Source organism: Paeniglutamicibacter sp. NPDC091659, assembly GCF_044756805.1.
In the GTDB taxonomy this organism is placed as follows: Bacteria; Actinomycetota; Actinomycetes; order Actinomycetales; family Micrococcaceae; genus Paeniglutamicibacter.
The window spans coordinates 802,202-823,614 of record NZ_JBIVTO010000001.1 but is presented as its reverse complement, the minus strand read 5'-3'; the positions used below and the strand labels follow the sequence as shown (position 1 = coordinate 823,614).

Below are 21,413 nucleotides of genomic sequence, written 5' to 3'. Positions count from 1 at the left end.
AAGCGTAGGATTGCCAGCATCGAAAGATTTAGTAGTACCAAACAATATTGACGTGCTTGATTTGTCCTATCCGCTAAAGACGTGCGGGCAGGCGCCGGAAAGGACTCCCTTGAACAACAGCGGTCGACCGCTCAGCCTCGGCGGATTGCTTGGCATCCTGGGCGCACCGTTGCTGACTCCACTCACCGGTGCCGCCGGACTCGAGTCCTCGATCTCGGTCCCCGTCATCCACGACCATTTGGATACGCTGCCGGAAACCCCCGGCGGGATCCTGTTGTTGGTGGGGGTGCAGCCGCAGGCCCCGGGGTTCGGTGAGCTGATGGTGCGCGCGGCCGAGAACGGCTACAGCGCGGTGGCGCTGAAGACCCATGGCCAGCCTCCGGAAAACGGGATCCTTGATGCGGCGCCGCTGCCGGTAATTCAGGTCGACGACCAGGTGCCGTGGCTGCACCTGGACAACCTCATTACCGCGGTCACCAGCGGCAGGCCCGCCGGCACCGCATCGGCCGAGTCATACGGCCAGGACTTGTTCGTGCTGGCAAATGCGTTGGCCACGGCCACCGACGGTGCGGTGGCCATCGAGGACCTGGACCGAAACATCCTCGCCTACTCGAACCTCGAGCGGCATGTGGTCGACCCGCTGCGACGCAGCGGCATCCTGGCGCGCCAAGTGCCCGACATGGAAAAGAACATCGACCAGTACCGCTCCGTGATGCTCACCGACACGGTGGTGCATTTTCCGTACGACCCCTCGGACGGCGAGTTGCCCCGATGCGCCGCCCCGGTCCGTGCCGGACGCCAGATCCTCGGATCGATTTGGGTCATCGAGGACAAGGAACCTCTGGGGCCGGAGGCCGAAAGCGCTCTTCTTGAGGTCGCACGGCTGGCCGCGGTGCATATCCTGCGCGCGCAGAATGCCGTGGACCTCGAACGCCAGGTGCGTACCGAGTGGCTGCGTTCGGCGTTGGACGGTCATGGCTCGGACCCGGCCACTTCGGCCCGCTTCGGGCTGATGGAGGGCCTTTCCCCGGCGTTGCTGGGCTTCATGTTTGCACCCGAAGCGGCGGCCGGCGCCGGCGTGCCGCCGCTGCCGCTGACCCGGCAACTCGGCATCGCGGCCGAGCAGTACTGTTCGATATTCCATTCCAACGTCTCCGCGCTGGAATCCGGCCGCGTGGTCTACGTCCTGGTGCCGGCCATCCGCTCCGAGGCCGCGGCCCTGCGGCTGGCTTCCGGTGCCGCCACCGCACTGGGCGCCCGGCTGGGACACCAGGTCAACGTGGCCGTCAGTTCGGTGGGCGAGAGCCCCGGCACCGTGGCCGACCTGCGCCGCGAGCTTGAAGACATCATTGGCGTGATCGAGCGCCCGGACCCCGGCATGGAAATCGGGCAGGTGGTGAGCACGCGCGATGTAAACGCCGCGCTGCTGCTACGCCAGCTGACCTCGTTGCTTCGCAACCAGCCACGGCTCATTCACCCGGGGATCCATGAACTGCTGGACCACGATGCCCGAACAGGGACCGAGTACAGGGTGAGCCTCTGCGCATACTTTGCGCACACCGGCGACATGGCGGCCGCGGCGCGATCGCTGAACGTCCACCCCAATACGCTGCGCTATCGGGTGAGGCGGGCCACCGAGTTGTTCGACCTGGACTTCACCAGGGGCGATGACCAATTGGCGCTCTGGGTGCAATTGCGGCTGGCGGAGTCCGCCGGCGGCTGAGCCTGCACCGATACCTGTCTAGACCCGCTCGAGCGCGTGGGGCAGGTGCTTGCGCGAGTTCAGCGCGACCGTGGCCAGCGACGCGGTGCACAGCAGGACCATGCCTGCCAGGATCCAGGCACCGCCAATCCACTGGGCCAGGAATGCCACGATGGTCGGGGCAAGGAAACCCGCGTAGGCCAGCGTGTAGAAGTACCCGGTCAGCGCGCCGAGCTCGTGGGCCGCGGCGGCCCGCTGGATTTCCAGCAAACCGCCGACCATGAGCAGGCCGTTTCCGCAGCCGAGGACCGCAGAGGCCGCCAGGCCCAGCGCCGGGGCGGCCGTGAGGATCGCCAGCAGCACCAGGCAAAGCCCCAGCAGCACCACGCCGAGGCCTGTCAGCAGCGACCTGGCGTTGCGGACGGTGTCCACGCGCCGGGCCAGCGGCTGGATGAGCACGCTGCAGCCCAGCGTGATGGCCACGGCCGCCGTGGCGTAGGCCAGGCGCCCCTCCCCCAGGCTGGGAACCACTGCGGGAATGACGGCAAAGCCGGTCGTTCCGGCGGCGAACACCCACGGCGCAGCCGGGGCAACCACCAGCCGGAAGCGCTTGCGTCCCTCGCCGTGGTGCGGTTTGTCCGCGGCCTGGGAGCCCTGTGGCTGGTGTGCCGTCCTGGTTTCCGGCATCCGAGCCAGGACCGCCAGCAGCGGAATGCACAACAGGATGTGCACCGCATAGGGCAAGACCTCCGGGGCCGGCGCCCAAGCCGCCAGCAGACCACCCGTCACCGGGCCCAGCCAGAATCCGGCCGCGGTCATCAGCGAGGCCCGCCGGGCCCCGGAGCCCGGGACCGATTTCAGGTCCCAGGGGGCCTGGGAAAGTTCCTTGACCCAGCTGGTTGCCGCGGCCATCGCCAGGCCCGTGGCGGTTCCCGCCATGAGGCGGCCGATGAACAACGGCGCGGCGCCGAAGACCGCGCCCGTCATGGCAACGCTCGCGACCATCGAGAGGGACACCGCAAAGATCGTCACGCGCTTGCGGCCGGTCCTGTCCGAATAGCGCCCGCCCAACAGCAGTGCGGGCACCAGGCCCGCGACGTAGATGCCCAGCATCGAGGTGACAAGCACCTCGGAGAAGCCGTGGTGCTGCCGGTAGTAGACCAGCAATGAAACGAATTGGTTGGCGCCCCACCCGACCATCGTCAAGGACAGCGCTGCGGGGAACCAAGGTCTTGCGGGTCGTGACACGACGGCGGGGACTCGACTTTCAAATCGGCAGGGTGCGCGGCGAGCACCCTGCCGCGATGGCCGGCGTGGCTGCACAAACGCATTTCAGGCCAGTGTTTCATGGTTGACCTGTGTCCGCTGGTTTGATGACGGGCTGCCCTGCCCGTCTCCCCACACGAAGGCGCTCTCTGCGGGTGCGCTCAGCCCGGGGAACCCGGATCCGGAAACGCCCCTTCCACCGGGACCACCAACGGGGGACAACACCGGTTCCCCGGAGCATGGCAGGTATCCTTGTAGCCAACTCGCACGCCAAAGCCAAGGATTCCAGCATGAACGCCACCCCCGACAACGCCCCCGTTTTCCTCGATTGCGACACCGGGATCGACGATGCCTTGGCGCTGGCCTACCTGCTCGGAGCCGGGGCGAACCTCGTGGGCGTCGGCTCGGTCAGCGGCAACACGGATGCGCTGCAGGGCGCGACCAACACCCAGAACCTCTTGGCGCTGGCCGGACACGGGCATGTCCCGGTGGCCCTGGGCCACCACGACGCGCAGGCACGTCCCTACGGCGGCGGCGCGCCCCACGTCCACGGCCAGAACGGCATCGGCGAGGTCGAGCTGCCCGACGCGGGCCTGGAACTGGCGCCCGAGTCGGCACCCGAGATGCTGGTGCGGCTGGCCCGGGAGCACCGGGGTGAGCTGCGTGTCATCGCCATCGGCCCGCTGACCAACATCGCCGCGGCGCTGCGCCTGGACCCGGAGCTTCCGGGCCTTGTCCGCGAGCTCACCATCATGGGCGGCGCCGCCATGGCCCCGGGCAACATCACCGCGGCCGCCGAGGCCAACATCCACAACGACCCTGAAGCCGCCGCGGAGGTCTTTGCCGCGGACTGGGAGATCGTCCTGGTCCCGCTGGACGTGACGATGAACCATGTGCTCGAGGAAGCCGACCTTGATCGCCTGAAGGCCAGCGAATCCCCGGCGGTGCAGGCCGTCGGGTCGATGCTCGGCTACTACTTCGATTTCTACAAGGGCGTCTTCGGCCGCCGCTGCTCGGTCATGCACGATCCGCTGGCCGCCGCCATCGCCATCGGCCTGGTGCAGGCAACGTCCGCCCCGCATGCACGCGTGGTCGTGGATGCCACCGACGGCCCCGGACGCGGGCAGACCATCTGCGACCTGCGCGGACGCTACAAGGGCTACCCCAAGCCGTCCGGCGCGCGCTGCCGCGTGGTGTTGGAAGCCGGGGAAGGCGCCATCGAGGAGATCATGCGCGGCACCCTGGCGCTGGCCGATGCGCCGTCAGTGGCCCGCCCGTGAAATTGCCTGTCGCCGAACTGCACATACATCTGGAAGGGACGCTGGAGCCCGAGACCATCCTGCGCCTGGCCGGGCAAAACAACATCGAGTTGCCGTGGCCTTCGCTGGAGGAGCTGCGCGCGCAGTACAGCTTCAGCAACCTGCAGTCCTTCCTTGACCTGTTCTATGCGAACATGGCGGTGCTGCGCACCGCCGCGGACTTCCAGGAGATCACCACCGACTACCTGCTGCGCGCCCACGAATCGGGTGTGCGGCACGTTGAGTTGTTCTTCGACCCACAGGCCCATCTCGAGCGCGGCCTGACGCTGACCGAGGTGATCGCCGGGATCCGTGCGGGCCTTCAGGAGGGGCTGGACCGTTGGGGCATCACGCACCGGCTCATCGCCTGCTTCTGGCGCCATGCCCCCGCCGAATCCGCCATGGAGATCCTGCGCACCCTGGTGCAGGAGAAACACGCCATCGACGGCATCGGGTTGGATTCCTCGGAGCTCGGCTACCCGCCGATCCTGTTCCAGGAGGTCTTCGCATTTGCCCGTGAAAACGGTTTGCACGTCGTGGCACATGCCGGCGAGGAAGGCCCGGCCGAATACATCGTCCAGGCCCTTGACCTGCTGAAGGTCGAACGCATCGATCACGGAATCCGCTGCCTCGAGGACCCTGCCCTGGTACAACGGCTGGTGGCCGAACAGATGCCGCTGACCGTGTGCCCGCTCTCGAATGTGCGGCTGCGGGCGGTGGACACCATCGCCCACCACCCGCTGCGGCAGATGCTGGACCTGGGCCTGAAGGTATCCATCCACTCGGATGACCCCGCCTACTTCGGCGGCTACCTGGACGCGAATTTCGCCGCGGTCATCGGGCAGTTCGACCTGAGCCGCGAGGACCAGGCGGTGCTGGCCAGGAACTCGATCGAGGCTTCCTTCCTCGAAGCCCCTGCCAAGGCCGCGCTTCTCGGCGAAGTGACCGCCTGGCTGGAATCACGCTAGATTCACCCCAGAAGCAAAGCAATGCCCGCCCGGTTGAACCGGGCGGGCATTGCTTTGCGCTTACGTATGAATGCGGTCGGCGCTACGGCACCAGGTAGTTGCTGTCGCGTGCGTCGGTGATGAGCATGTGCCCGGGCGCATGGCCGATGGCCAACGCCGGGCGGGACTCCATGACGGCCGCCTGCGGGGTGACCCCGCAGGCCCAGAACACCGGGATGTGCCCTGCAGGGATCTCCACGGGATCGCCGAAGTCGGGCTTGGACAGGTCCGTGATGCCCAGTTCCTCCGGGTTGCCGATGTGCACCGGAGCGCCGTGGACGGCCGGGTAGCGTGAGGTGATGCGCACCGCGTCCGCCACCTGCGAGGCGGGGATCGGGCGCATCGAAACCACCATGGGGCCGCTCATGGATCCGGCGGAGGCGCTGCGGATGTTCGACTTGAACATGGGCACGTTCACGCCCTGGTCGATGTGGGCGATCTTGATGCCGCCTTCCATCAGCGCCGTCTCGAACGTGAACGAGCAGCCCACGATGAACGTCACCAGGTCGTCGCGCCAGTACTCGGCCAGGTCCGTGGGCTCGGCGATCTTCACGCCGTTTTCGTAGACGAAGTATTGCGGGACATCCGTGCGGATGTCCCCGCCCTTCAGCAGTTCCCCGCTGGTCTCCCCCGCGTCCAGCACGCCCAGGATCGGGCAGGACTTGGGGTTGCGCTGGGCAAAGAGTAGGACGTCGAACGCCTGGTCCTTGGGAACGATGATCAGGTTCGCCTGCGCATATCCCAGGGAAAACCCGGCTGTGGGGCCGACCAGCCCGTTGCGGAAGAGCTCGCGGGCCTGCGCCGGGGAAAGCCCTGCACGGTTTTCGGGAAGCCGGGCGGGGCGTGCGTCGGCGTTCGTCATCTGGATGTCCTTTCAATACGCATGGCGGGAGAGGGGCTTTGGGAGGAACCCCGGCAGGGTTAGGCCCAGAGCTTGGCGAGGCCCGCCAGCGAGTTCCAACCCAGGAACAGGGTCAGCAGCCAGGTGACCACGCCGATCAGCAACAGCCACTTCGGGTAGACGTAGCCCTGCAGCAGGTCACGGCGTCGCCAGGCGACCCAGAGCAGCACCGCGAAGCCAACGGGCAGGATCAGCCCGTTGAAGGCGCCTGCGAAGATCAGCAGCGTCTGCGGCGCCTGGCCCAGGAACATGTAGATGACGGCGCAGACCGAGATGAACGCGACGGTGATCAGGTTGCGGGTGCGCTCCGGGGTGGTGGACTTGGTGACGAAGGAAACCGAGGTGTACGCGGCGCCGATCACGGAGGTCAGGGCGGCAGCCCACAGGATCACGCCGAAGGAGCGCATGCCGATGTCGCCGGCCGCGTGGCCGAAGGCCTCGGCGGCCTTGTTGTTGCTGGTCAAAACGACTCCGCCGGCAACGACGCCGAGAATGGCCAGGAAGAGCAGCACGCGCATGATGCCGGTGACGATGATGCTCAGGATCGATGTCCTGGTGATGTCCTTGATGTTGTCGACACCGGCCGCGCCGGAGTCGAGCATGCGGTGGGCGCCGGCGTAGGTGATGTAGCCGCCGACGGTGCCGCCGATCAGCGTGGTGATGATCAGGAAGTCGATCTGCTCCGGCAGGACCGCGTTCTTCAGGGCCTCGCCAACCGGGGGCGCGGCGACGATCGCCACGTAGAGCATCAGCAGGATCATGATTGCGCCGAGCAGGACCACGATCTTGTCCAGGGCCATGCCGGCACGCTTGGAGAGGAAGATCAGGATAGCCACGACGGCGGAAATGATGCCGCCGATCTTGGGGTCGAGCCCCATCATGGCGTTGATGCCCAGGCCGGTTCCGGCGATGTTGCCGATGTTGAAGACCAGGCCGCCGACGAAGACCAGGGCCGCCAGGACCCAGCCGATGCCGGGAAGGACCTTGTTGCCCAGCTCCTGGGCGCGAAGTCCCGAGACGCCGATGATGCGCCAGACGTTCAGCTGGACGGCGATGTCCACCAGGATCGACACCACGATGGCGAAGGCGAACGAAGCCCCGATCCGGACGGTGAATTCAGTGGTCTGGGTGATGAAGCCCGGGCCGATGGCGCTGGTCGCCATGAGGAACATGGCGCCGAGCATCGCTGTGCGCCGGGCTGAAGTGCTGAGCTTCGGTTTAGTGCTGGGAGTCGCCATGATTCCATCCATCGGGGTGCGGGTGACAGCTGTCACAAGTGGGGAGCAATGAAAGGTACATTACATGTTGTTGAACAATCATGGCAAGAGGGTTGTTCAACAATTGAGGCAATTCGGGTGCGCCCACAATGCTTGGAGGCCATCTTCCTCTCATTGAATCGCTCAGGCCCACAGGAGACAACACTTGGTCGCATGCCAAACCTCCACCACGGTCTCGGCAACACGAAGGTCACGGAACCAGCTGCGTCAGGCAGCCACCCGCCTGGCGGCAATGACGGCGCCACGGGGGCCTAGACGTCAACGAATACGACGCCCGGGAACCGATGCAAGGCTGATGGCGTTGCCCCGCACTACCAGGGGGCAACCGTCGAGCGTCGGAGCCAAATAGCCCAAACGGCAAATGCCGCCGGCATGAACCCGTTGATTCCACAGGGTTCATGCCGGCGGCATTTTGTCTTTGCGGAGCCTAGAACTTGTGCTCGTAGGTCAGGCAGTCGGCGTTGTCTGCGCCGGGACCAACCCGAACCTCGGTGGCGGCGCACATGAGGTGCTCATTGTGGGAGCATTCGATGCGCTGACAGGCACCAACGGAGGCCAAGACCTTCGGCAGACCGCCATGGACTCCGGTATCGATAAACGTGGCACACTGCGCGTGGTCGGCGTTGCCGCCGATGGTGATTCCTGCAGCACCGCAATGCGAATGGTCATTGAACGAACAATTTGCGACGGCGCACTCGGCGACGGGGACAGAAACGGCCATAATGCTCTCCCAAAGATTGGCAGCCACGCGGTATTCGAGCCGCTCTTCACCCACCATACGCCCGGAATGGCCAATCAAATTAGTGCTGGTTTTCGGCCCTAATTCCACCCCCGAGGTCTTGGGCCCAAGACTTCCTCACGGCCTCACTTGCCCAACCATTCATGCCCTTACCCTGCGACACCCCGTCACGATGCGTGACGCCAGTCACAGGTGTACCCCCTATTGGCTGTAGCCTGATCGAGTGAAATTTCTCAATGACATCCAGCCAACGCACGACCTCACCTACAGCGACACCTTCATGGTGCCCTCGCGCTCCGCAGTGGTTTCGCGAACCTCGGTGGATCTGATCACCCCGGACCAGGTGGGAACGTCAATTCCCCTGGTGGTTTCCAACATGACGGCGGTGGCCGGCAAGCGCATGGCCGAGACCGTTGCCCGCCGCGGTGGAATCACCATCCTGCCCCAGGATATTTCCTTGGAGGCGCTTCAAGACATGGTCTCCAAGATCAAGCGCGCCCACACGGTGTTTGAAACCCCGATCACCGTCAAGGTCGGCGACAGCGTTTCCAGCGCACTGGCGTTGCTGGGCAAACGTTCACACGGCGCGGCGGTCGTACTGGACGGGCACCGACCCGTTGGAATCATTGCGGAGAAGGACTGCTTGGAGGTCGACCGGTTCACCCCCGTCCAACAGGTCATGACCTCTGAAATCGTCACGGTTTCCAAGGATGCGGACCTGGATTCGGTTTTTGAGACGCTGAGCTCGCGGCATCTGGGCATGGTACCGGTGCTGGACGGGGAGAACCTGGCAGGAGTGCTCACCCGCAAGGGCGTATTGCGTTCCTCCATGTATGCCCCCGCTCTCGACCCGGCCGGGCGACTCATGGTCGGTGCGGCGGTGGGCATCAACGGCGAGGTCAGGGCCAAGACCACCGCTTTACTGGAGGCCGGCGTTGACGTCATCGTCGTCGACACCGCGCACGGGCACCAAGAAAAGATGATCGAGGCGCTTCCGCAGGTCGTTGCCGCCCGCGATGAATTTGCCCAGCGGACGGGACGCAGGATTCCCGTGGCCGCTGGAAACGTCGTTTCGGCGGCAGGCACCCGGGACCTGGTGGCCGCCGGCGCTGACATCCTGAAGGTCGGGGTGGGGCCGGGAGCCATGTGCACCACGCGCATGATGACGGGCGTGGGCCGCCCGCAGTTCTCGGCGGTCCTCGAGTGCACCACTGCGGCGCAGGAGCTCGGCGCCGAAGTCTGGGCGGACGGCGGCGTGAAGTACCCGCGCGATGTCGCCCTGGCGCTGGCCGCAGGCGCGGCCTCCGTCATGATCGGCTCCTGGTTTGCCGGGACCTACGAATCCGCGGGCGACCTGGCCAGCGACGGGCAAGGCCGGCTCTACAAGGAAAGCTTCGGCATGGCTTCGGCGCGCGCCGTCCAGCAGCGCACCCGGCACCAGTCCGCCTACGACCGGGCACGGGCCGCGTTGTTCGAGGAAGGCATATCGCACTCCCGGATGTATCTCGACCCGCAACGTCCCGGCGTGGAGGACCTGATCGATTCGATCATTTCCGGGGTGCGCTCATCGTTCAGCTACGCAGGGGCCTCGTCGATTGCGGAGTTCCGGGAACGCGTGATCGTGGGCATCCAGTCGGCCGCCGGCTACGACGAGGGACGCCCGCGCGACACCTCGTGGTGAGGCCGGTCCGGCCGATTTACCAAGCCGCGGGTCACAGCCAGGGCACTGCGCCCTGGCTGTGCTCGAACACAAGCGACGTCTGGGTGGTTGCCACGGCGGGGTTGGCGGAGAGGTTGTCGAGCACAAACTGACGCACGTCGTTGGAGTCCCGCACCGCCACATGGATCAGGAAGTCGTCGGCACCGCCCAGGAAAAAGAGCTGGGTGACACCCGGCTTGGCCCGCATTTCCTCGGCGAAGGTCGACATCAGGTGTCGGGCGCCCGGGCGGATCTTCACGAAGATCAGCGCCTCGAGCGCGTGGCCCAGGACGACCGGGTCGATTTCCAGGGTGAAACGCCGGATCACCCCGGCCGAGCGCAGGGCATTGAGCCGTGCAAGGCACGTCGAAGGGGCTATGCCCAGCTCTTCGGCCAGCGAGTTGTTGGTGCGGCGCGCATTTTCGGTGAGCATCCGCAGCAATCCCCGGTCGATGTCGTCCAGTTCGACCGGATTGGTCGGTCGAAAATTCTTTGCCGTAATTGCCACCGAGCTACCCGACTTTCGCAAGCATTTCCTGTTTCCATCGATAGTACCGATGAAAATTCGCAATATACCCCAACGCGCCGCAGCAAAAATGGCTTGGAACGCGCGGTTGTTGAGGTGGTTAGCCGTCTTGCCGCCGGTAGCGGATCCAGGCGAAGGTCACGATGGCCACGACCAGTGCACCTGCGACGATCCATTGCCACCCCAAGGCGATCCATGCATAGATGACAGCCATTCCCACGGTGGAATATATGGTGGCCCAGATGAGGCACCCGATGATGACCGAGGGGATGTACCTGGACAGGGGCATGCGGGCCACTCCGGCGCTGGCATTGACCGCGGTCTGGATTCCCACCGTCATGAAGGAGAGCGGGATGGCGAAGATCCCCCATCTTTGGATGAATCGTTCGGCCCGCTGGTAGATCGGACCCGTCATCAGATGCTGGAATCTTGTGTGTTTCACGCCCGCGGCGATGCCTCGACCGAGCCAATAGGTGGTGTTGGCCCGCGCCATGGCCAACAGGAAAAGAAATGCATAAGCCCAACCGAAGGGCGCATCCCGTAACCAATCCATCATCAAAGCCTAGCGGTGCGTTGCATCCATTGGGGCGTTTGGTGAGCCATCTGACATCCAGCGCACACGCGATTGTTCGGCGCAGTCCACTGGTCGGTTGCGGACGGTCCCGTTAAGGAACCGAACGGATGTTCCGCACGAGAAACGCGCCGACCAGCCCGATGCAGGCCGCAACTACAAACAACGCCGAATAGCTTCCGATGACCGTCACCGCAAAGAACGCCAGTGCCGGGGCAATGACCTGTGGCAGTGAATTCGCGATATTGATGACACCCATGTCCTTGGCCCTCGCACGCGAGGATGGCAAAACCTGGGTCAGCAAGGCGAAGTCGACGGCCAGGTAGGCACCGAAGCCCAAACCGAGAACCGCAGCGCCCGCAACCGCGCCCGGGAAAGTCTGGAAAACGGCGATGATCAGGGCCGAACAGGCAACCACGATCGAAGAGAAAATAACGTAGACCTTGCGTTTGCCGCTCTTGTCGCTCATCGGCCCGAAAATCACGGCACTAATGATCACCATGACGGCATATGTACCAGTCAACACAAGGACGCCACCGGCCGGGTCCGGGTGGCGGACCACATCGGTGAGGTAAAACAGCAAATAAACGATGGTCATTTGGTTGCCGGTGTTCATCATCAAGCGGGTCAGCCAGGCCCATCCGAAGTCCGGGTGCTTGACCGGGTTGATCCAGAAACTCTTGACGAATTCGCCCAATTTGAACGGCGACCTGTATTCCTTGGGCAGCTGCGGATCATTCGGCCGCAGCACATAGGGAACGACCGAAACAACCAGTGCCACGGCGCAGATGACGTAGCCGACGGCGACGTTGCCCGAAATCACGAATCCAACCACTGCGCCGAGAAGGATGCCGACCGTCTGGCCCATGGCGGCCAATCCGCCAACGGAACCACGATTGGCCGCTGGAACACGGTCGGGAACCGCGGCGGTCACCGTCGAATATGCCGCGTTGACCGAAGCCTGCAATGCGCACCAGCCGATGAGCATCAGCCCCACCGTCGTGGCACCGGAGAGCATGAGCAGCGAGGCGGCACCAAGAATGGCACCGGCAAGGATCCATGGAGAGCGGCGTCCCATTTTGGAAACGGTGCGGTCCGACAGGGCCCCGAAGAGCGGGTTTGATACAAGCGCCACGGCCGCACCGCAGGCCGTCACCAATGAAAGGATTGCTTCCTTGCTCCCTGCGTCGATGGCAGTCGCCTGCAACCCGAGCAGGACATTCAATGGCGCAAAGATGACAATGTTGATGCCCAGGTTGACCAGCACCACCGAAGTGATCCACCTGCGGGAGACCTTCTTGGTGGGTGCTTGCAGCGCTTCCGGTAGCGTGCCTGTCAAACTGTCATCCATCTGCACTAGACCAATCCCGAGAGCAGGCCTGCACCGGCACCCACGACCAAAGCGCCGATAAGCAGCCAAGTGACCAATTTTGCACGTTTACGCATTGATTCCATAATGCGTTCATCGTAAACGAGTTCTAAATGAATCAGCGACTTGCAAAGCGGAAAAGTGAGGAAGATTTCTCCATTTGGAGGATCCCCGGATTAGGCTAACGATATGAGCGAATCGGGATTCGGACCGTTGGTGTGGAGACCCAGACACCACGGCTGGAATCTTGCTCACCATTTGTTGGCGACCTTCTTGCTGGTCATCTTCCTGGGTGCGGCGGGTGCCTACGCCGTTGTCCACGGAAAGGCAGCGCTTTCGACGGCGTTGCTTGCAAGCGCCGCAGCCCTTCTGCTCGGCGTGGTTTCTGCATTCCGGCGCTCTGCCCATGACAGCCCCGTGGAAACCGCCGCCGTCGAAACCAGCACCGGCCAGCGGGCAGCCACGTGGTTCCCGATCTTCAGGAGCTCGGCCATCCTGGCCGCGCTGGTGGTTGGGCTATCCGTCGTGGTGTTGGTGGCAAGCGTCGCCCTCAGCGCCCGGCTTTTGTTCCTGCACGACTACAGCCCGTTGTTCCTGATCGTGCTGATGGGCATTGCCTTGATCGGTTGCGGGATTTTCCTGATGTTCCGCGGGTTGCGGATGGCCCGGATTGCCGCGACGGCCCAGGACCCCGGCGTCTACCTCACGCGCAGCCGCATCGTGCTTTACGGCTCACGGGGCATGCACGAAATCTACTGGAACGACGTGTCGTCCGTCGAGGCCGCCGATCCCCCGCGGCGACAGCCCCTGGGCAAGCGCGGACCTGCCTGGATTCTTGTCACCTGCAAGGAAGACAGCAAAGCAGGCACTCCGTCGTCAGGGGCCTCCAAGGGACTCAGCGGATTGCTGATCCAGGTCCATGAACTCGCGGCAAACCCGGACGCGTTGCTCCGCACGCTGGCGCACTACCTGCAACACCCGGGGGAACGCGCCGAGCTGGGCACCGATTCGGCCTTGGAGACGGTGTCCGGGCTGGGCCCGGACACCCCAGGACGATCCGCCACGGTCTAGGGCGACGGCCACTCCCGGCGTGTCCTGCTAGCGGGCCAGTTTTTTCAGCGGAACCGAGGGATCTGCCAGGGCCTCCGCGTCCACGACGATGCCCTTGTCGATGATGCGCCGGGCCGCCCGGATGGTCAGCCCTCCGTCGATGGCTGCCGCACCGAGCATGCGTCCCCCTGCATCGAGGCGGAACGCCGCAACGGGCTCGCCGTCGACGAGGCGCAGCACCGTGTGTCCTTCAGCGTTCATCTCGCCCACGCCCTCGACGTGGACTCCGTGCCTGTCGGACCAGAACCACGACGCCCCGTGCAGCGGCGGTTCCTGGTCGAGCAGCGCCGCCGCCGCCGTGGCACCGGTGTTCATCGCGTGTTCCCAGTGCTCGCCGCGGCGCAGCAGTTCGCCGGCATCGGTTTGTGTGCGCGCCAGGTCGCCCACGGCGTAAATGTTTGGGTGGCTGGTGCGCTGGTTCCGGTCGACGATCACGCCGTTGTCGGTCTTGATGCCCGCCGCTGCCGCCAGCGAGCTGTTGGGCACGATGCCGATTCCGACAAGCACCTCGTCGCTGCCGATTTTCCGTCCGTCGGACAGCTCAATGAGGTGCCCGCCCTCCGAAAGGGAGATCCGCACGGGGGTGCCCTGGACGGTGTCGATGTCCGCGGTGGCGTGCATGTCATGCAGGCGGCGGGCCAGTTCGGGGCCCACGGCCGGCACCAGGGGCGGGTCGATCGGGTCGATCAGCGTCACGCGGGCGCCGAGTTCAAGGGCCGCCGAGGCGACCTCGGCGCCGATGAGACCCGCGCCCACGATGGCCAGGTGGACGCCGGGGCGTAGCTTGCCGCGCAGCACGTCGGCGTCGTCACGGTTGCGCAGCGCCAACATCGAGTCCAGTTCCCCGCCCTCGATGGGCAGCGGCCGGGCCGAACCGCCGGTGGCAAGCACCAGGCGATCGGCATGCACCCGACTGCCGTCCTCCAGCAGCACGCCCAGGGGGTCCAGCAGCAGCTCTGCTGCGGCGCCGGTGATGATGTCCACCCGGTGCTCGGCGTACCACGAGCGGGGGGCCAGCTCGATGCCCTCTGCGTCCTTGGTTCCCAGCAGGTAGGCCTTGCTCAGCGGAGGGCGGTCGTAGGGGATCCCCGCAGGGTCGATGATGCCGATGCTGCCGTCAAAGCCGCGGTTGCGCAGGTTCTGTGCCACGGTGAAACCGGACAGGCCCCCGCCAATGATCAGGATCGATTCAACGTTCATGGTGTGGGACGTATGTCCTTCTGCTTGGGTGGTGGTCCGCAGACCTGCGCGGGCGGTGATGCGTGCGGCTTTGACGTGATCGAAAAGCGCCTTAGACGGCCGGGGTGTCCGGGTAAAGCATCAGCTCGCCGTCTTCGACCTCGATCTTGTGGGTGCGTGCGGCAACGGTGGCCGGCAGGCAAAGCGCTGCGCCGGACTTGAGGCAGAACTTTGCCGCGTGCACGGGGCATTCGACCTCGGTGCCTTCGATCCAGCCGTCGGCAAGCGAGGCGGTCTCGTGCGTGCATTCGTCGTTGATGGCGTAGAAGTTGCCGTCCTCGGCGTGGAACACCGCGATGTCGTCCTTGGTGCCGTTCTCTTCGGCGGGAATGACGATGGCTTCGCCTTCGTCGATGCTGTCGACGGAACCGATGTTGATGGCTTCGCTCATGAGGGTGCCTCCTGGTGGTGTCATCGCCGCCGCGGACCGCACGGGGAGATAAGAACTCAATACATGTGACTCCATCATCCCGTGCAATGCCCGCCAGACCCAAAGCCTGATCGCTCAAAGCGTCGAAGTCGCGGCTTGCTCTGGAAGGACGCGGAACTTCGACCTAAACTCTGACCATGACGGCGGTGCAGCCCGGAATGCCAATCGGTGTGGGTCGGCGGTCTTTTCTGCTCTTGGCCGGGGCTGGAACGATGGCCGCATTGTCCTCGTGTTCGGACCCGCTCAAGCCCAGCCCGAATTCACCGGAACCCGTGAACCGCCCGGTGGTGGTGGCCAGCAGCCTGTCGACCCCGTGGTCGATGGCCCGGCGCAGCGACGGCGGGACCCTGGTTTCCGAGCGCGACACGGCGCTGGTCAGGCTCCTCACCCGCGACGGGAAGCTGGAGACCTTTGCGAAGGTGCCCGGTGTTGTCCCGGGCGGCGAGGGCGGCCTGCTGGGACTGGAAACCTTGCAGGACGGCGACCGCGAGTGGCTGTATGCGTACACGAGCACCCGAGCCGACAACCGCGTGCTTCGATTCGAGTTGGGCCCGGACGGGCTCGGGGAGCCCCAACCCGTCGTCTCCGGCATTCCACGGGCCAGCATCCACAACGGCGGGCGGATCAAGTTCGGGCCCGACGGGCTGTTGTACGTGGGCACCGGGGACGCAACGGATTCCGCGGCGGCCCAGGATCCCGCCCGGCTGAACGGGAAAATCCTGCGCCTGAATCCCGACGGCAGCATTCCGGTCGGCAACCCGTTTACCGGATCGCCCGTCTACTCGTACGGCCACCGGAACGTACAGGGGCTTGCCTGGAACAAATCGCGTCGGTTGTGGGCCAGCGAGCTGGGGCCGGACAAGAACGACGAATTGAACCTGGTGGCCCCGGGCGGCAACTACGGTTGGCCGCAAGTGACGGGCGCACCCCACAGGGAAGAGTTCATCGACGCGGTTCATGTGTGGAAGTCGACGGCCGACGCTTCGCCGAGCGCCTTGGCGATCGCGGGCGGCGCCGCCTACGTGGCATGCCTGCGCGGGGAACTGCTCTGGAGGCTGGGCCTCCCGGCGGGCGAGCCTGCGTCGAGAGGCACCCTGCCCGATGCCCGCGTGGTCCTCAAGGGGCAGGGCCGCTTGCGCGACGTGCTCGTCGTCTCCGATTCCGAGCTGTGGATCGCCACCAACGAGGGCGAAAGCTCGCGGGTCATATCGCTCTCGCTGCCCGCTCAGGGCCAGGGCTAGGAGGGTTCGGAAATCATCATTTGGTGCAGGACCAGCGGAACGACATTGCACAACGCCCACAGGCCCAGCATGGTCCAGGCCAGGACCAACATGAACCGCACGTGGGAGCGGGGTTCCTCGATCTGGATCTTCTGGGGTGCCGAGACCTTGTAGTACACCCGATCGGGGTTGCCGGACGGAGCCGGTTCCAATTCATCGAGCGCCCGGCTGTGGGCGGTGCCGTCGGCGCTGGTCCAAACCAGGCATTCCTGGCCCTCGAGCTCGGTGACTTCGCAGGGTGCCTCCCGCCAATTTTGCTGGCTGCGACGGGAAACCCGCGCCACCACAAAAAACCCGATGGCACCGAACAGTGCGATCCAGCCAAAAAGTTCGAGTGCAGGCCCGATCGCCGCAAGGATTTCACGCACAGCTACATGATATGGCTTGTGACCGGCTACGGAAGGTGGTTTCCGCAAACGCCACGCAACGTAAGCGGGTCGGCGATCTTGTTGGCCGGCACGTTTGCCGATGCACCCGGGCAAGCTGCCCCGAAAAAACAGCGGCCCCGGCGGAAGAACCCAAGATGGGTTCTTCCGCCGGGGCCGTTGAAGTCGGGCTGTTAGCGCTTGCCGTTGACCATCTGCGGCACGTTCAGCGGGTTGGCATCCTGCAGCGCCTCGGGAAGCAATGCCTGCGGGAAGCCCTGGTAGGCGACCGGGCGCAGGAAGCGGGAGATCGCGGCGGTGCCCACGGAGGTGCTGCCCACCGAGGTGGTTGCCGGGTACGGGCCGCCGTGCTGCTGCGCGTAGGTCACCGAGACGCCGGTCGGCCACTGGTTCCAGAGCACGCGGCCCGCCTTGCGGGAAAGCACCTCGATCAGCTCCGTGACCTCGCAGTTTTCGGTGCCCACGAGGGTCGCGGTCAGCTGGCCCTCGAAGCTTTCGGCCAGCGCGACGAGTTCGGCTTCGTCCGTGTACTCGACGACCAGTGCGGTCGGGCCGAAGCACTCGGTCTGCAGGGACTCGGGGTGTGCCAGCAGGTCCTCGGCGCTGGTGAGCAGCAGGGTCGGGCTTGGCGGATCGGCCAGCGGGTCCGAACCCTGGGCCAGGACCTGGACCTTCTCGTGGCCCTGCAGCGCCTCAAGCACCTCGACGTAGCCGGCCTGGATGCGGCCGTTGAGCAGCGCGGCGGCTGCCGGAAGCTCGGTGGCGCGCAGGGTCTCGACGATCTCCGAACCGCGCGGGACGAAGATCGTGCCCGGCTTGGTGCAGAACTGTCCGGCGCCCATGGTGAAGGATGCGACGAATTCGCCGGCGATCGCGGCTCCGCGCTCGGCCGCCGCTGCGGCGGTGACGAAGACGGGGTTGTTGCTGCCGAGCTCGCCGTAGAACGGGATCGGCTCCGGGCGGGCGTTGGCCATGTCGAAGAGGGCGCGGCCGCCGGGGATCGAGCCGGTGAAGCCCGCCGCCTTGACGCGCGAGTCCTTCAGCGCGGTGGCGCCGGCCTCGGTGCCCATGACTAGGGCGAAGACGCCGGCCGGGACGCCGGCGGAAGCCAGGGCCTCGGCGATGGCGTTTGCCGTGGCGATGGAGAGTTCCGGGTGGCCGGAGTGTGCCTTGAGGATGACGGGGTTGCCGGCGGCCCATGCGGAGGCGGTGTCGCCGCCTGCCACGGAGAAGGCGAACGGGAAGTTGCTGGCGGCGAAGACGACGACCGGGCCCATGGGCTCGAGCACGCGGCGCAGGTCCGGGCGGGGTGCGCCCATCGGCCACTGCGCGTCGGCGGGGTCGATGCGGGCGTCCAGGTAGGCGCCGTCGCGCAGCACCTCGCCGAAGATGCGCAGCTGGAAGGTGGTGCGCTTGAGCTCGCCGGTCAGGCGGGCCTGCGGCAGGTTGGTCTCCGCCATGGCGATCGGGATGAGGGTGCCGGCCGCCGCGTCAAGGGCGTTCGCGACGGTGTCCAGCACGTCGGCGCGCTCGGACGGGCGCAGGGCTGCCCACGGGGCCGCTGCCTGCTGGGCTGCGACGAGGATTTCCTCGAGCTCGGTGGCTGTCGTCGGGGTGACGGTGATGGTGGTCGTCATGATGGGGTTGGTCCTTTCACGGGGAAGACGGTGGTGGCCCGCGTGGTGGTTCGCGGGTCGAAATCTTGGGTGGGTGGTCAGGAGTCCAGGGGCTGGCGGGAGTCCAGGGCGCTGATCTCGCCCAGGGTCAGCGGGGCAGCGACGGGGCGCTTGGCGAAGGCCGCCAGCGATGCCTGTTCGGCCCCGGCATCGGCGGCCCCCTTGGTGGACAGGCAGGAGACGGCGAAGCCGCAGACCTTGCCCTGGCACCAGCCCATGCCGGTGCGGGTGAAGGACTTCATGGTGCGCGCGTCCGTGGCGCCCAGCTCGTCGCGGGCGTGCACGACCTCGCCGTGGCTGACCTCCTCGCACCGGCACACCAGGGTGTCGTCGGTGAGCAGGTCGTCCCACTTTTCGGGAACGGGGTGCGCCTGGTGCATGGCCCCGGCGAACTTCCGGTGGCGCTGGATCTGCCGCGCGGTTCCGGCTGTTGGCTGCTCGCGGGTGGCCGCGGCGGCCCCGGCGACAAGGCCCTCGGCCACGGCCAGCACGGCCCCGCCGACGCCGGTCACTTCGCCGGCCAGGTAGAGGCCCGGCACGTTGGAGGCCTGCCGGCCGTCGACGACGCAGACCAGCGAGCCGTCGGCGTCGATGCGCGTCTCGGCGCCCAGTGCAACGGCAAGTTCGATCTGCGGGGTGAAGCCCCAGCCGAAGCCGACGACGTCGACGTCCTGGAGCAGCTGTTCGGTGCCCGCGATGACGGCGCCGTCGGCATCGACCTTGGCGATGCGCACCGAGGAGGCGCTGCTCTCCCCCAGCACCTCGGTGACGACCGTGCGGGTGCGGTAGCGGATGCGGTGCTTGGCGAAGACGCCCGCGTACTCCGCGCCCTCCAGCGCCTTGCCCGGAACGCCGCTTGCGGCGCCCAGGTGCGGGAGCCAGTTGGCCAGCGATGCGGATTCGCACACGGCGACGACCTTGCCGCCGGCCTCGGCGATGTTTGCCGCCACCGGAAGCAGGAAGGGACCGGTCCCGGCGACCACAAAGCGCTTGCCCGGCAGGGTGCCGTTGGCCTTGATGAACGCCTGGATTCCGCCGGCTGCCATGACGCCGGGCAGTTCCCAGCCGGGCAGCGGCAGCTGGCGGTCGTAGCCGCCAGTGCAGGAGACGAGCTTGTCGGCGCGGACGGTCGCGGCCTCGATCACGGTGCCGGTGGCGGGGGTCAGGCGCAGCACGAAGCGGCCGGCGTCCTCGCGTTCGGTCATCCACACCTGGGTATTGGGCAGGTAGCGCAGCAGTCCGCGGGATGCTGCGGCGTCGAAGCGCGCGCGCAGGTCCAGGTAGGTCTTCCAGCCGTGGTGGCCGTGGCCGTCGGGCTCGGGAATGACCGACTCGGGGCGGTGGCGCCAGAACTGGCCGCCGGGCTGGGCGCCGGCATCCAGCACGACGACCTTGGCGCCGCGTTCGGCCGCGGCAACGGCCGCGGCCAGGCCCGCCGGGCCCGCGCCGATGACGGCTACGTCGAAGGCAAATTCCTCGTGGGAGTTCATGCGTCGAAGTCCCCTTCAATGGTCATGGAGTCGCACGCCTGAACCATGCAGGCGCGCTGGTTGGGTTGGCCGTCGACGGTGATCAGGCAGTCGTAGCAGGCGCCGATGCCGCAGAAGAGGCCGCGTGGCTTGCCCTCGTTGCGGGTGGTGCGCCAGGCCTTGATGCCCTCGCCCATCAGGACCGCGCCGACGCTCTGGCCGGCGTCGGCCGTCACCTCGGTGGCGTTGAGTGTCACGGTGATCCGCCGCGGGGTGGTGCTCATGCTGCCGACTCCTGTGGGATTTTGGTTGCAGGGGTGAATTCGCCGAAGCGTTCGGGGGCGAAGGGCGCCAGGGACATGTCGGGGGTGAGCCCGGCCAGCGCCTGGGCCACGAGCTTTCCGGTGCCCGCGGACAGGCCGATGCCGGCGCCCTCGTAGCCGCTGGCGTGCCAGAGGCCCGGTGCGCGCGGGTCGTGCCCGATGACCGGCAGGTGGTCCGGGCAGTAGGGGCGGAAGCCGTGGTAGTGGCGGATGATGCGCGTCTTCTCCAGGAACGGGAAGAGCGCGATGGCGTTGGCGGCCATCTGGCGCAGGGCGTCGGTGTTGACGCTGCGGTCGAAGCCGACGCGCTCGCGGGAGGAGCCGATCAGGATGGAGCCTGCCGGGGTGCCCTCGACCACCGGCGAGGACTGCAGGCCGGCATCGGAGCTGCCCACGTTGTCCACGTACTCGGCCGCGTACACCTTGTGGTGCACCATCGGAGGCAGCGGTTCGGTGACCATGACGAATCCCTTGCGGGGCTTCACCGGCACGTTGACCCCGGCCAGCGCCGCGATGTCCTCGGACCAGCTGCCCGCGGCGTTGACGACCGCCGGGGCGTGGAATTCTCCGCGGTCGGTCTTGACTCCGGTGACGGCATCGCCGGAGCGCACGAAGCCGGTGACCATAGTGTGGGTCACGACCTTGGCTCCGGCGGCGCGGGCCAGCTTGAGCAGGTGCCCGGCGACCAGCATCGGCTGGACCTGGCAGTCGTCCGGGTACCAGGCGGCGCCCAGCGCGTCGGGGGAAACGTTTGGCTCGAATTCGCGCAGCCGCGGGATGTCGACGCGTTCGACGTCGATCCCGTACTCGGCCTGTGCCTTGGTCAGGCGGTCCAGCGAGGCAAGCGAGGATTCGCGCGAGGCGACGATGATGCCGCCCTTGGACTCGAATTCCCAGTGCGAGGCGTGCTCGGCCAGGTCTCCGCGCCAGGTGTCCAGGGAGAACTTGGTCAGCTCGAGCTCCGGGCCGAGTTCCTTGTCGGAGACCAGGATGTTGCCCTCGCAGGCGGAACTGGTTCCGCTGGCGGGCAGTCCGCGCTCCAGCACGGTGACGGAGAGTCCTTGCTTGGTGGCGAAGTATGCAATCGCCGAACCGATTACTCCGGCACCAATGACGATGACGTCGCTGGGCGCATTCATGATTAC

General features: G+C 66.2%; 20 protein-coding genes. 6 read left to right on the top strand and 14 right to left on the bottom strand.

Going from position 1 to position 21,413, the window contains the following annotated elements; genetic code table 11:
* Positions 1 to 109: 109 nt before the first annotated feature.
* Positions 110 to 1,723 carry a PucR family transcriptional regulator gene (locus tag ACIQLF_RS03750; RefSeq protein ID WP_400294446.1) on the top strand — a complete coding sequence of 538 codons (1,614 nt, stop codon included), beginning with the start codon at positions 110 to 112 and terminating at the stop codon, positions 1,721 to 1,723.
* Between the two features lie 18 nt (positions 1,724 to 1,741).
* Here the strand turns inward: ACIQLF_RS03750 and ACIQLF_RS03745 are convergent, their stop codons facing one another.
* The gene (locus tag ACIQLF_RS03745; protein WP_400294444.1) at positions 1,742 to 3,025 is read right to left on the bottom strand and encodes an MFS transporter; all 1,284 of its coding nucleotides are present in this window, start codon (positions 3,023 to 3,025) and stop codon (positions 1,742 to 1,744) included.
* 233 nt (positions 3,026 to 3,258) lie between these two features.
* Here ACIQLF_RS03745 and ACIQLF_RS03740 point away from each other — a divergent pair, with 233 nt between their 5' ends.
* Both ACIQLF_RS03740 and ACIQLF_RS03735 read left to right on the top strand, forming a co-directional pair.
* Positions 3,259 to 4,248: a nucleoside hydrolase gene (locus tag ACIQLF_RS03740; RefSeq protein WP_400294442.1), complete on the top strand. Its 990-nt coding sequence runs from the start codon at positions 3,259 to 3,261 to the stop codon at positions 4,246 to 4,248.
* Complete coding sequence (locus tag ACIQLF_RS03735; RefSeq protein WP_400294440.1) at positions 4,245 to 5,234, top strand: adenosine deaminase; 990 nt, start codon at positions 4,245 to 4,247, stop codon at positions 5,232 to 5,234. Before ACIQLF_RS03740 ends, ACIQLF_RS03735 begins: the two co-directional genes overlap by 4 nt.
* A gap of 82 nt (positions 5,235 to 5,316) precedes the next feature.
* On the opposite strand, the gene ACIQLF_RS03730 is transcribed toward ACIQLF_RS03735, so the two are convergent.
* From ACIQLF_RS03730 to ACIQLF_RS03720, 3 genes are all read right to left on the bottom strand, one after another.
* Positions 5,317 to 6,135 carry a putative hydro-lyase gene (locus ACIQLF_RS03730; RefSeq protein WP_400294438.1) on the bottom strand — a complete coding sequence of 273 codons (819 nt, stop codon included), beginning with the start codon at positions 6,133 to 6,135 and terminating at the stop codon, positions 5,317 to 5,319.
* Between the two features lie 59 nt (positions 6,136 to 6,194).
* Entirely contained in the window at positions 6,195 to 7,412 is a 1,218-nt protein-coding gene (locus ACIQLF_RS03725) for an NRAMP family divalent metal transporter (RefSeq protein WP_400294436.1), read from the bottom strand.
* Positions 7,413 to 7,878: 466 nt separating this feature from the next.
* The gene (locus tag ACIQLF_RS03720) at positions 7,879 to 8,172 is read right to left on the bottom strand and encodes a DUF1540 domain-containing protein (protein WP_400295030.1); all 294 of its coding nucleotides are present in this window, start codon (positions 8,170 to 8,172) and stop codon (positions 7,879 to 7,881) included.
* Positions 8,173 to 8,413: 241 nt separating this feature from the next.
* Between ACIQLF_RS03720 and ACIQLF_RS03715 the strand changes: the two genes are divergently transcribed.
* On the top strand, positions 8,414 to 9,871 hold the full coding sequence (locus ACIQLF_RS03715; protein ID WP_400294434.1) for a GuaB1 family IMP dehydrogenase-related protein: 1,458 nt from the start codon (positions 8,414 to 8,416) through the stop codon (positions 9,869 to 9,871).
* 31 nt (positions 9,872 to 9,902) lie between these two features.
* On the opposite strand, the gene ACIQLF_RS03710 is transcribed toward ACIQLF_RS03715, so the two are convergent.
* From ACIQLF_RS03710 to ACIQLF_RS03700, 3 genes are all read right to left on the bottom strand, one after another.
* Positions 9,903 to 10,397: an Lrp/AsnC family transcriptional regulator gene (locus ACIQLF_RS03710; protein WP_387527852.1), complete on the bottom strand. Its 495-nt coding sequence runs from the start codon at positions 10,395 to 10,397 to the stop codon at positions 9,903 to 9,905.
* 118 nt (positions 10,398 to 10,515) lie between these two features.
* Positions 10,516 to 10,971, bottom strand: a complete 456-nt coding sequence (locus ACIQLF_RS03705) for a DedA family protein (protein ID WP_400294432.1) — start codon at positions 10,969 to 10,971, stop codon at positions 10,516 to 10,518.
* Between the two features lie 109 nt (positions 10,972 to 11,080).
* Positions 11,081 to 12,337 (bottom strand): MFS transporter, encoded by a 1,257-nt coding sequence (locus ACIQLF_RS03700; RefSeq protein ID WP_400294430.1) that lies wholly within the window; start codon positions 12,335 to 12,337, stop codon positions 11,081 to 11,083.
* Between the two features lie 207 nt (positions 12,338 to 12,544).
* Here ACIQLF_RS03700 and ACIQLF_RS03695 point away from each other — a divergent pair, with 207 nt between their 5' ends.
* On the top strand, positions 12,545 to 13,426 hold the full coding sequence (locus ACIQLF_RS03695; protein WP_400294428.1) for a hypothetical protein: 882 nt from the start codon (positions 12,545 to 12,547) through the stop codon (positions 13,424 to 13,426).
* A 27-nt stretch (positions 13,427 to 13,453) separates the two neighbouring features.
* On the opposite strand, the gene ACIQLF_RS03690 is transcribed toward ACIQLF_RS03695, so the two are convergent.
* Both ACIQLF_RS03690 and ACIQLF_RS03685 read right to left on the bottom strand, forming a co-directional pair.
* On the bottom strand, positions 13,454 to 14,665 hold the full coding sequence (locus tag ACIQLF_RS03690) for an NAD(P)/FAD-dependent oxidoreductase (RefSeq protein WP_400294427.1): 1,212 nt from the start codon (positions 14,663 to 14,665) through the stop codon (positions 13,454 to 13,456).
* 91 nt (positions 14,666 to 14,756) lie between these two features.
* Positions 14,757 to 15,095 carry a bifunctional 3-phenylpropionate/cinnamic acid dioxygenase ferredoxin subunit gene (locus ACIQLF_RS03685; protein WP_400294425.1) on the bottom strand — a complete coding sequence of 113 codons (339 nt, stop codon included), beginning with the start codon at positions 15,093 to 15,095 and terminating at the stop codon, positions 14,757 to 14,759.
* Positions 15,096 to 15,346: 251 nt separating this feature from the next.
* On the opposite strand from ACIQLF_RS03685, the gene ACIQLF_RS03680 reads away from it, so the two are divergent.
* Positions 15,347 to 16,375, top strand: a complete 1,029-nt coding sequence (locus ACIQLF_RS03680; RefSeq protein ID WP_400294423.1) for a PQQ-dependent sugar dehydrogenase — start codon at positions 15,347 to 15,349, stop codon at positions 16,373 to 16,375.
* Here the strand turns inward: ACIQLF_RS03680 and ACIQLF_RS03675 are convergent.
* The 5 genes from ACIQLF_RS03675 to ACIQLF_RS03655 form a co-directional block, all read right to left on the bottom strand.
* On the bottom strand, positions 16,372 to 16,782 hold the full coding sequence (locus tag ACIQLF_RS03675; protein ID WP_400294421.1) for a hypothetical protein: 411 nt from the start codon (positions 16,780 to 16,782) through the stop codon (positions 16,372 to 16,374). The two genes, ACIQLF_RS03680 and ACIQLF_RS03675, sit on opposite strands and share 4 nt — an antisense overlap.
* 191 nt (positions 16,783 to 16,973) lie before the next feature.
* A complete protein-coding gene (locus tag ACIQLF_RS03670) occupies positions 16,974 to 18,440 on the bottom strand; it encodes an aldehyde dehydrogenase (NADP(+)) (RefSeq protein WP_400295027.1) in 1,467 nt (488 codons plus the stop codon).
* 74 nt (positions 18,441 to 18,514) lie between these two features.
* Positions 18,515 to 19,966 (bottom strand): FAD-dependent oxidoreductase, encoded by a 1,452-nt coding sequence (locus ACIQLF_RS03665; protein ID WP_400294419.1) that lies wholly within the window; start codon positions 19,964 to 19,966, stop codon positions 18,515 to 18,517.
* On the bottom strand, positions 19,963 to 20,229 hold the full coding sequence (locus ACIQLF_RS03660; protein WP_400294417.1) for a (2Fe-2S)-binding protein: 267 nt from the start codon (positions 20,227 to 20,229) through the stop codon (positions 19,963 to 19,965). Before ACIQLF_RS03660 ends, ACIQLF_RS03665 begins: the two co-directional genes overlap by 4 nt.
* Positions 20,226 to 21,407: an NAD(P)/FAD-dependent oxidoreductase gene (locus tag ACIQLF_RS03655; protein ID WP_400294415.1), complete on the bottom strand. Its 1,182-nt coding sequence runs from the start codon at positions 21,405 to 21,407 to the stop codon at positions 20,226 to 20,228. Before ACIQLF_RS03655 ends, ACIQLF_RS03660 begins: the two co-directional genes overlap by 4 nt.
* Positions 21,408 to 21,413 lie beyond the last annotated feature (6 nt).

Bases quoted from the DNA above. Each gene is read 5' to 3' on its own strand.
- ACIQLF_RS03695 (WP_400294428.1), top strand. From the start codon at position 12,545: ATGAGCGAATCGGGATTCGGACCGTTGGTGTGGAGACCCAGACACCAC.
- ACIQLF_RS03720 (WP_400295030.1), bottom strand. From the start codon at position 8,172: ATGGCCGTTTCTGTCCCCGTCGCCGAGTGCGCCGTCGCAAATTGTTCG.
- ACIQLF_RS03705 (WP_400294432.1), bottom strand. From the start codon at position 10,971: ATGATGGATTGGTTACGGGATGCGCCCTTCGGTTGGGCTTATGCATTT.
- ACIQLF_RS03660 (WP_400294417.1), bottom strand. From the start codon at position 20,229: ATGAGCACCACCCCGCGGCGGATCACCGTGACACTCAACGCCACCGAG.
- ACIQLF_RS03700 (WP_400294430.1), bottom strand. From the start codon at position 12,337: ATGGATGACAGTTTGACAGGCACGCTACCGGAAGCGCTGCAAGCACCC.
- ACIQLF_RS03665 (WP_400294419.1), bottom strand. From the start codon at position 19,966: ATGAACTCCCACGAGGAATTTGCCTTCGACGTAGCCGTCATCGGCGCG.
- ACIQLF_RS03690 (WP_400294427.1), bottom strand. From the start codon at position 14,665: ATGAACGTTGAATCGATCCTGATCATTGGCGGGGGCCTGTCCGGTTTC.
- ACIQLF_RS03730 (WP_400294438.1), bottom strand. From the start codon at position 6,135: ATGACGAACGCCGACGCACGCCCCGCCCGGCTTCCCGAAAACCGTGCA.
- ACIQLF_RS03655 (WP_400294415.1), bottom strand. From the start codon at position 21,407: ATGAATGCGCCCAGCGACGTCATCGTCATTGGTGCCGGAGTAATCGGT.
- ACIQLF_RS03685 (WP_400294425.1), bottom strand. From the start codon at position 15,095: ATGAGCGAAGCCATCAACATCGGTTCCGTCGACAGCATCGACGAAGGC.
- ACIQLF_RS03740 (WP_400294442.1), top strand. From the start codon at position 3,259: ATGAACGCCACCCCCGACAACGCCCCCGTTTTCCTCGATTGCGACACC.
- ACIQLF_RS03725 (WP_400294436.1), bottom strand. From the start codon at position 7,412: ATGGCGACTCCCAGCACTAAACCGAAGCTCAGCACTTCAGCCCGGCGC.
- ACIQLF_RS03680 (WP_400294423.1), top strand. From the start codon at position 15,347: ATGGCCGCATTGTCCTCGTGTTCGGACCCGCTCAAGCCCAGCCCGAAT.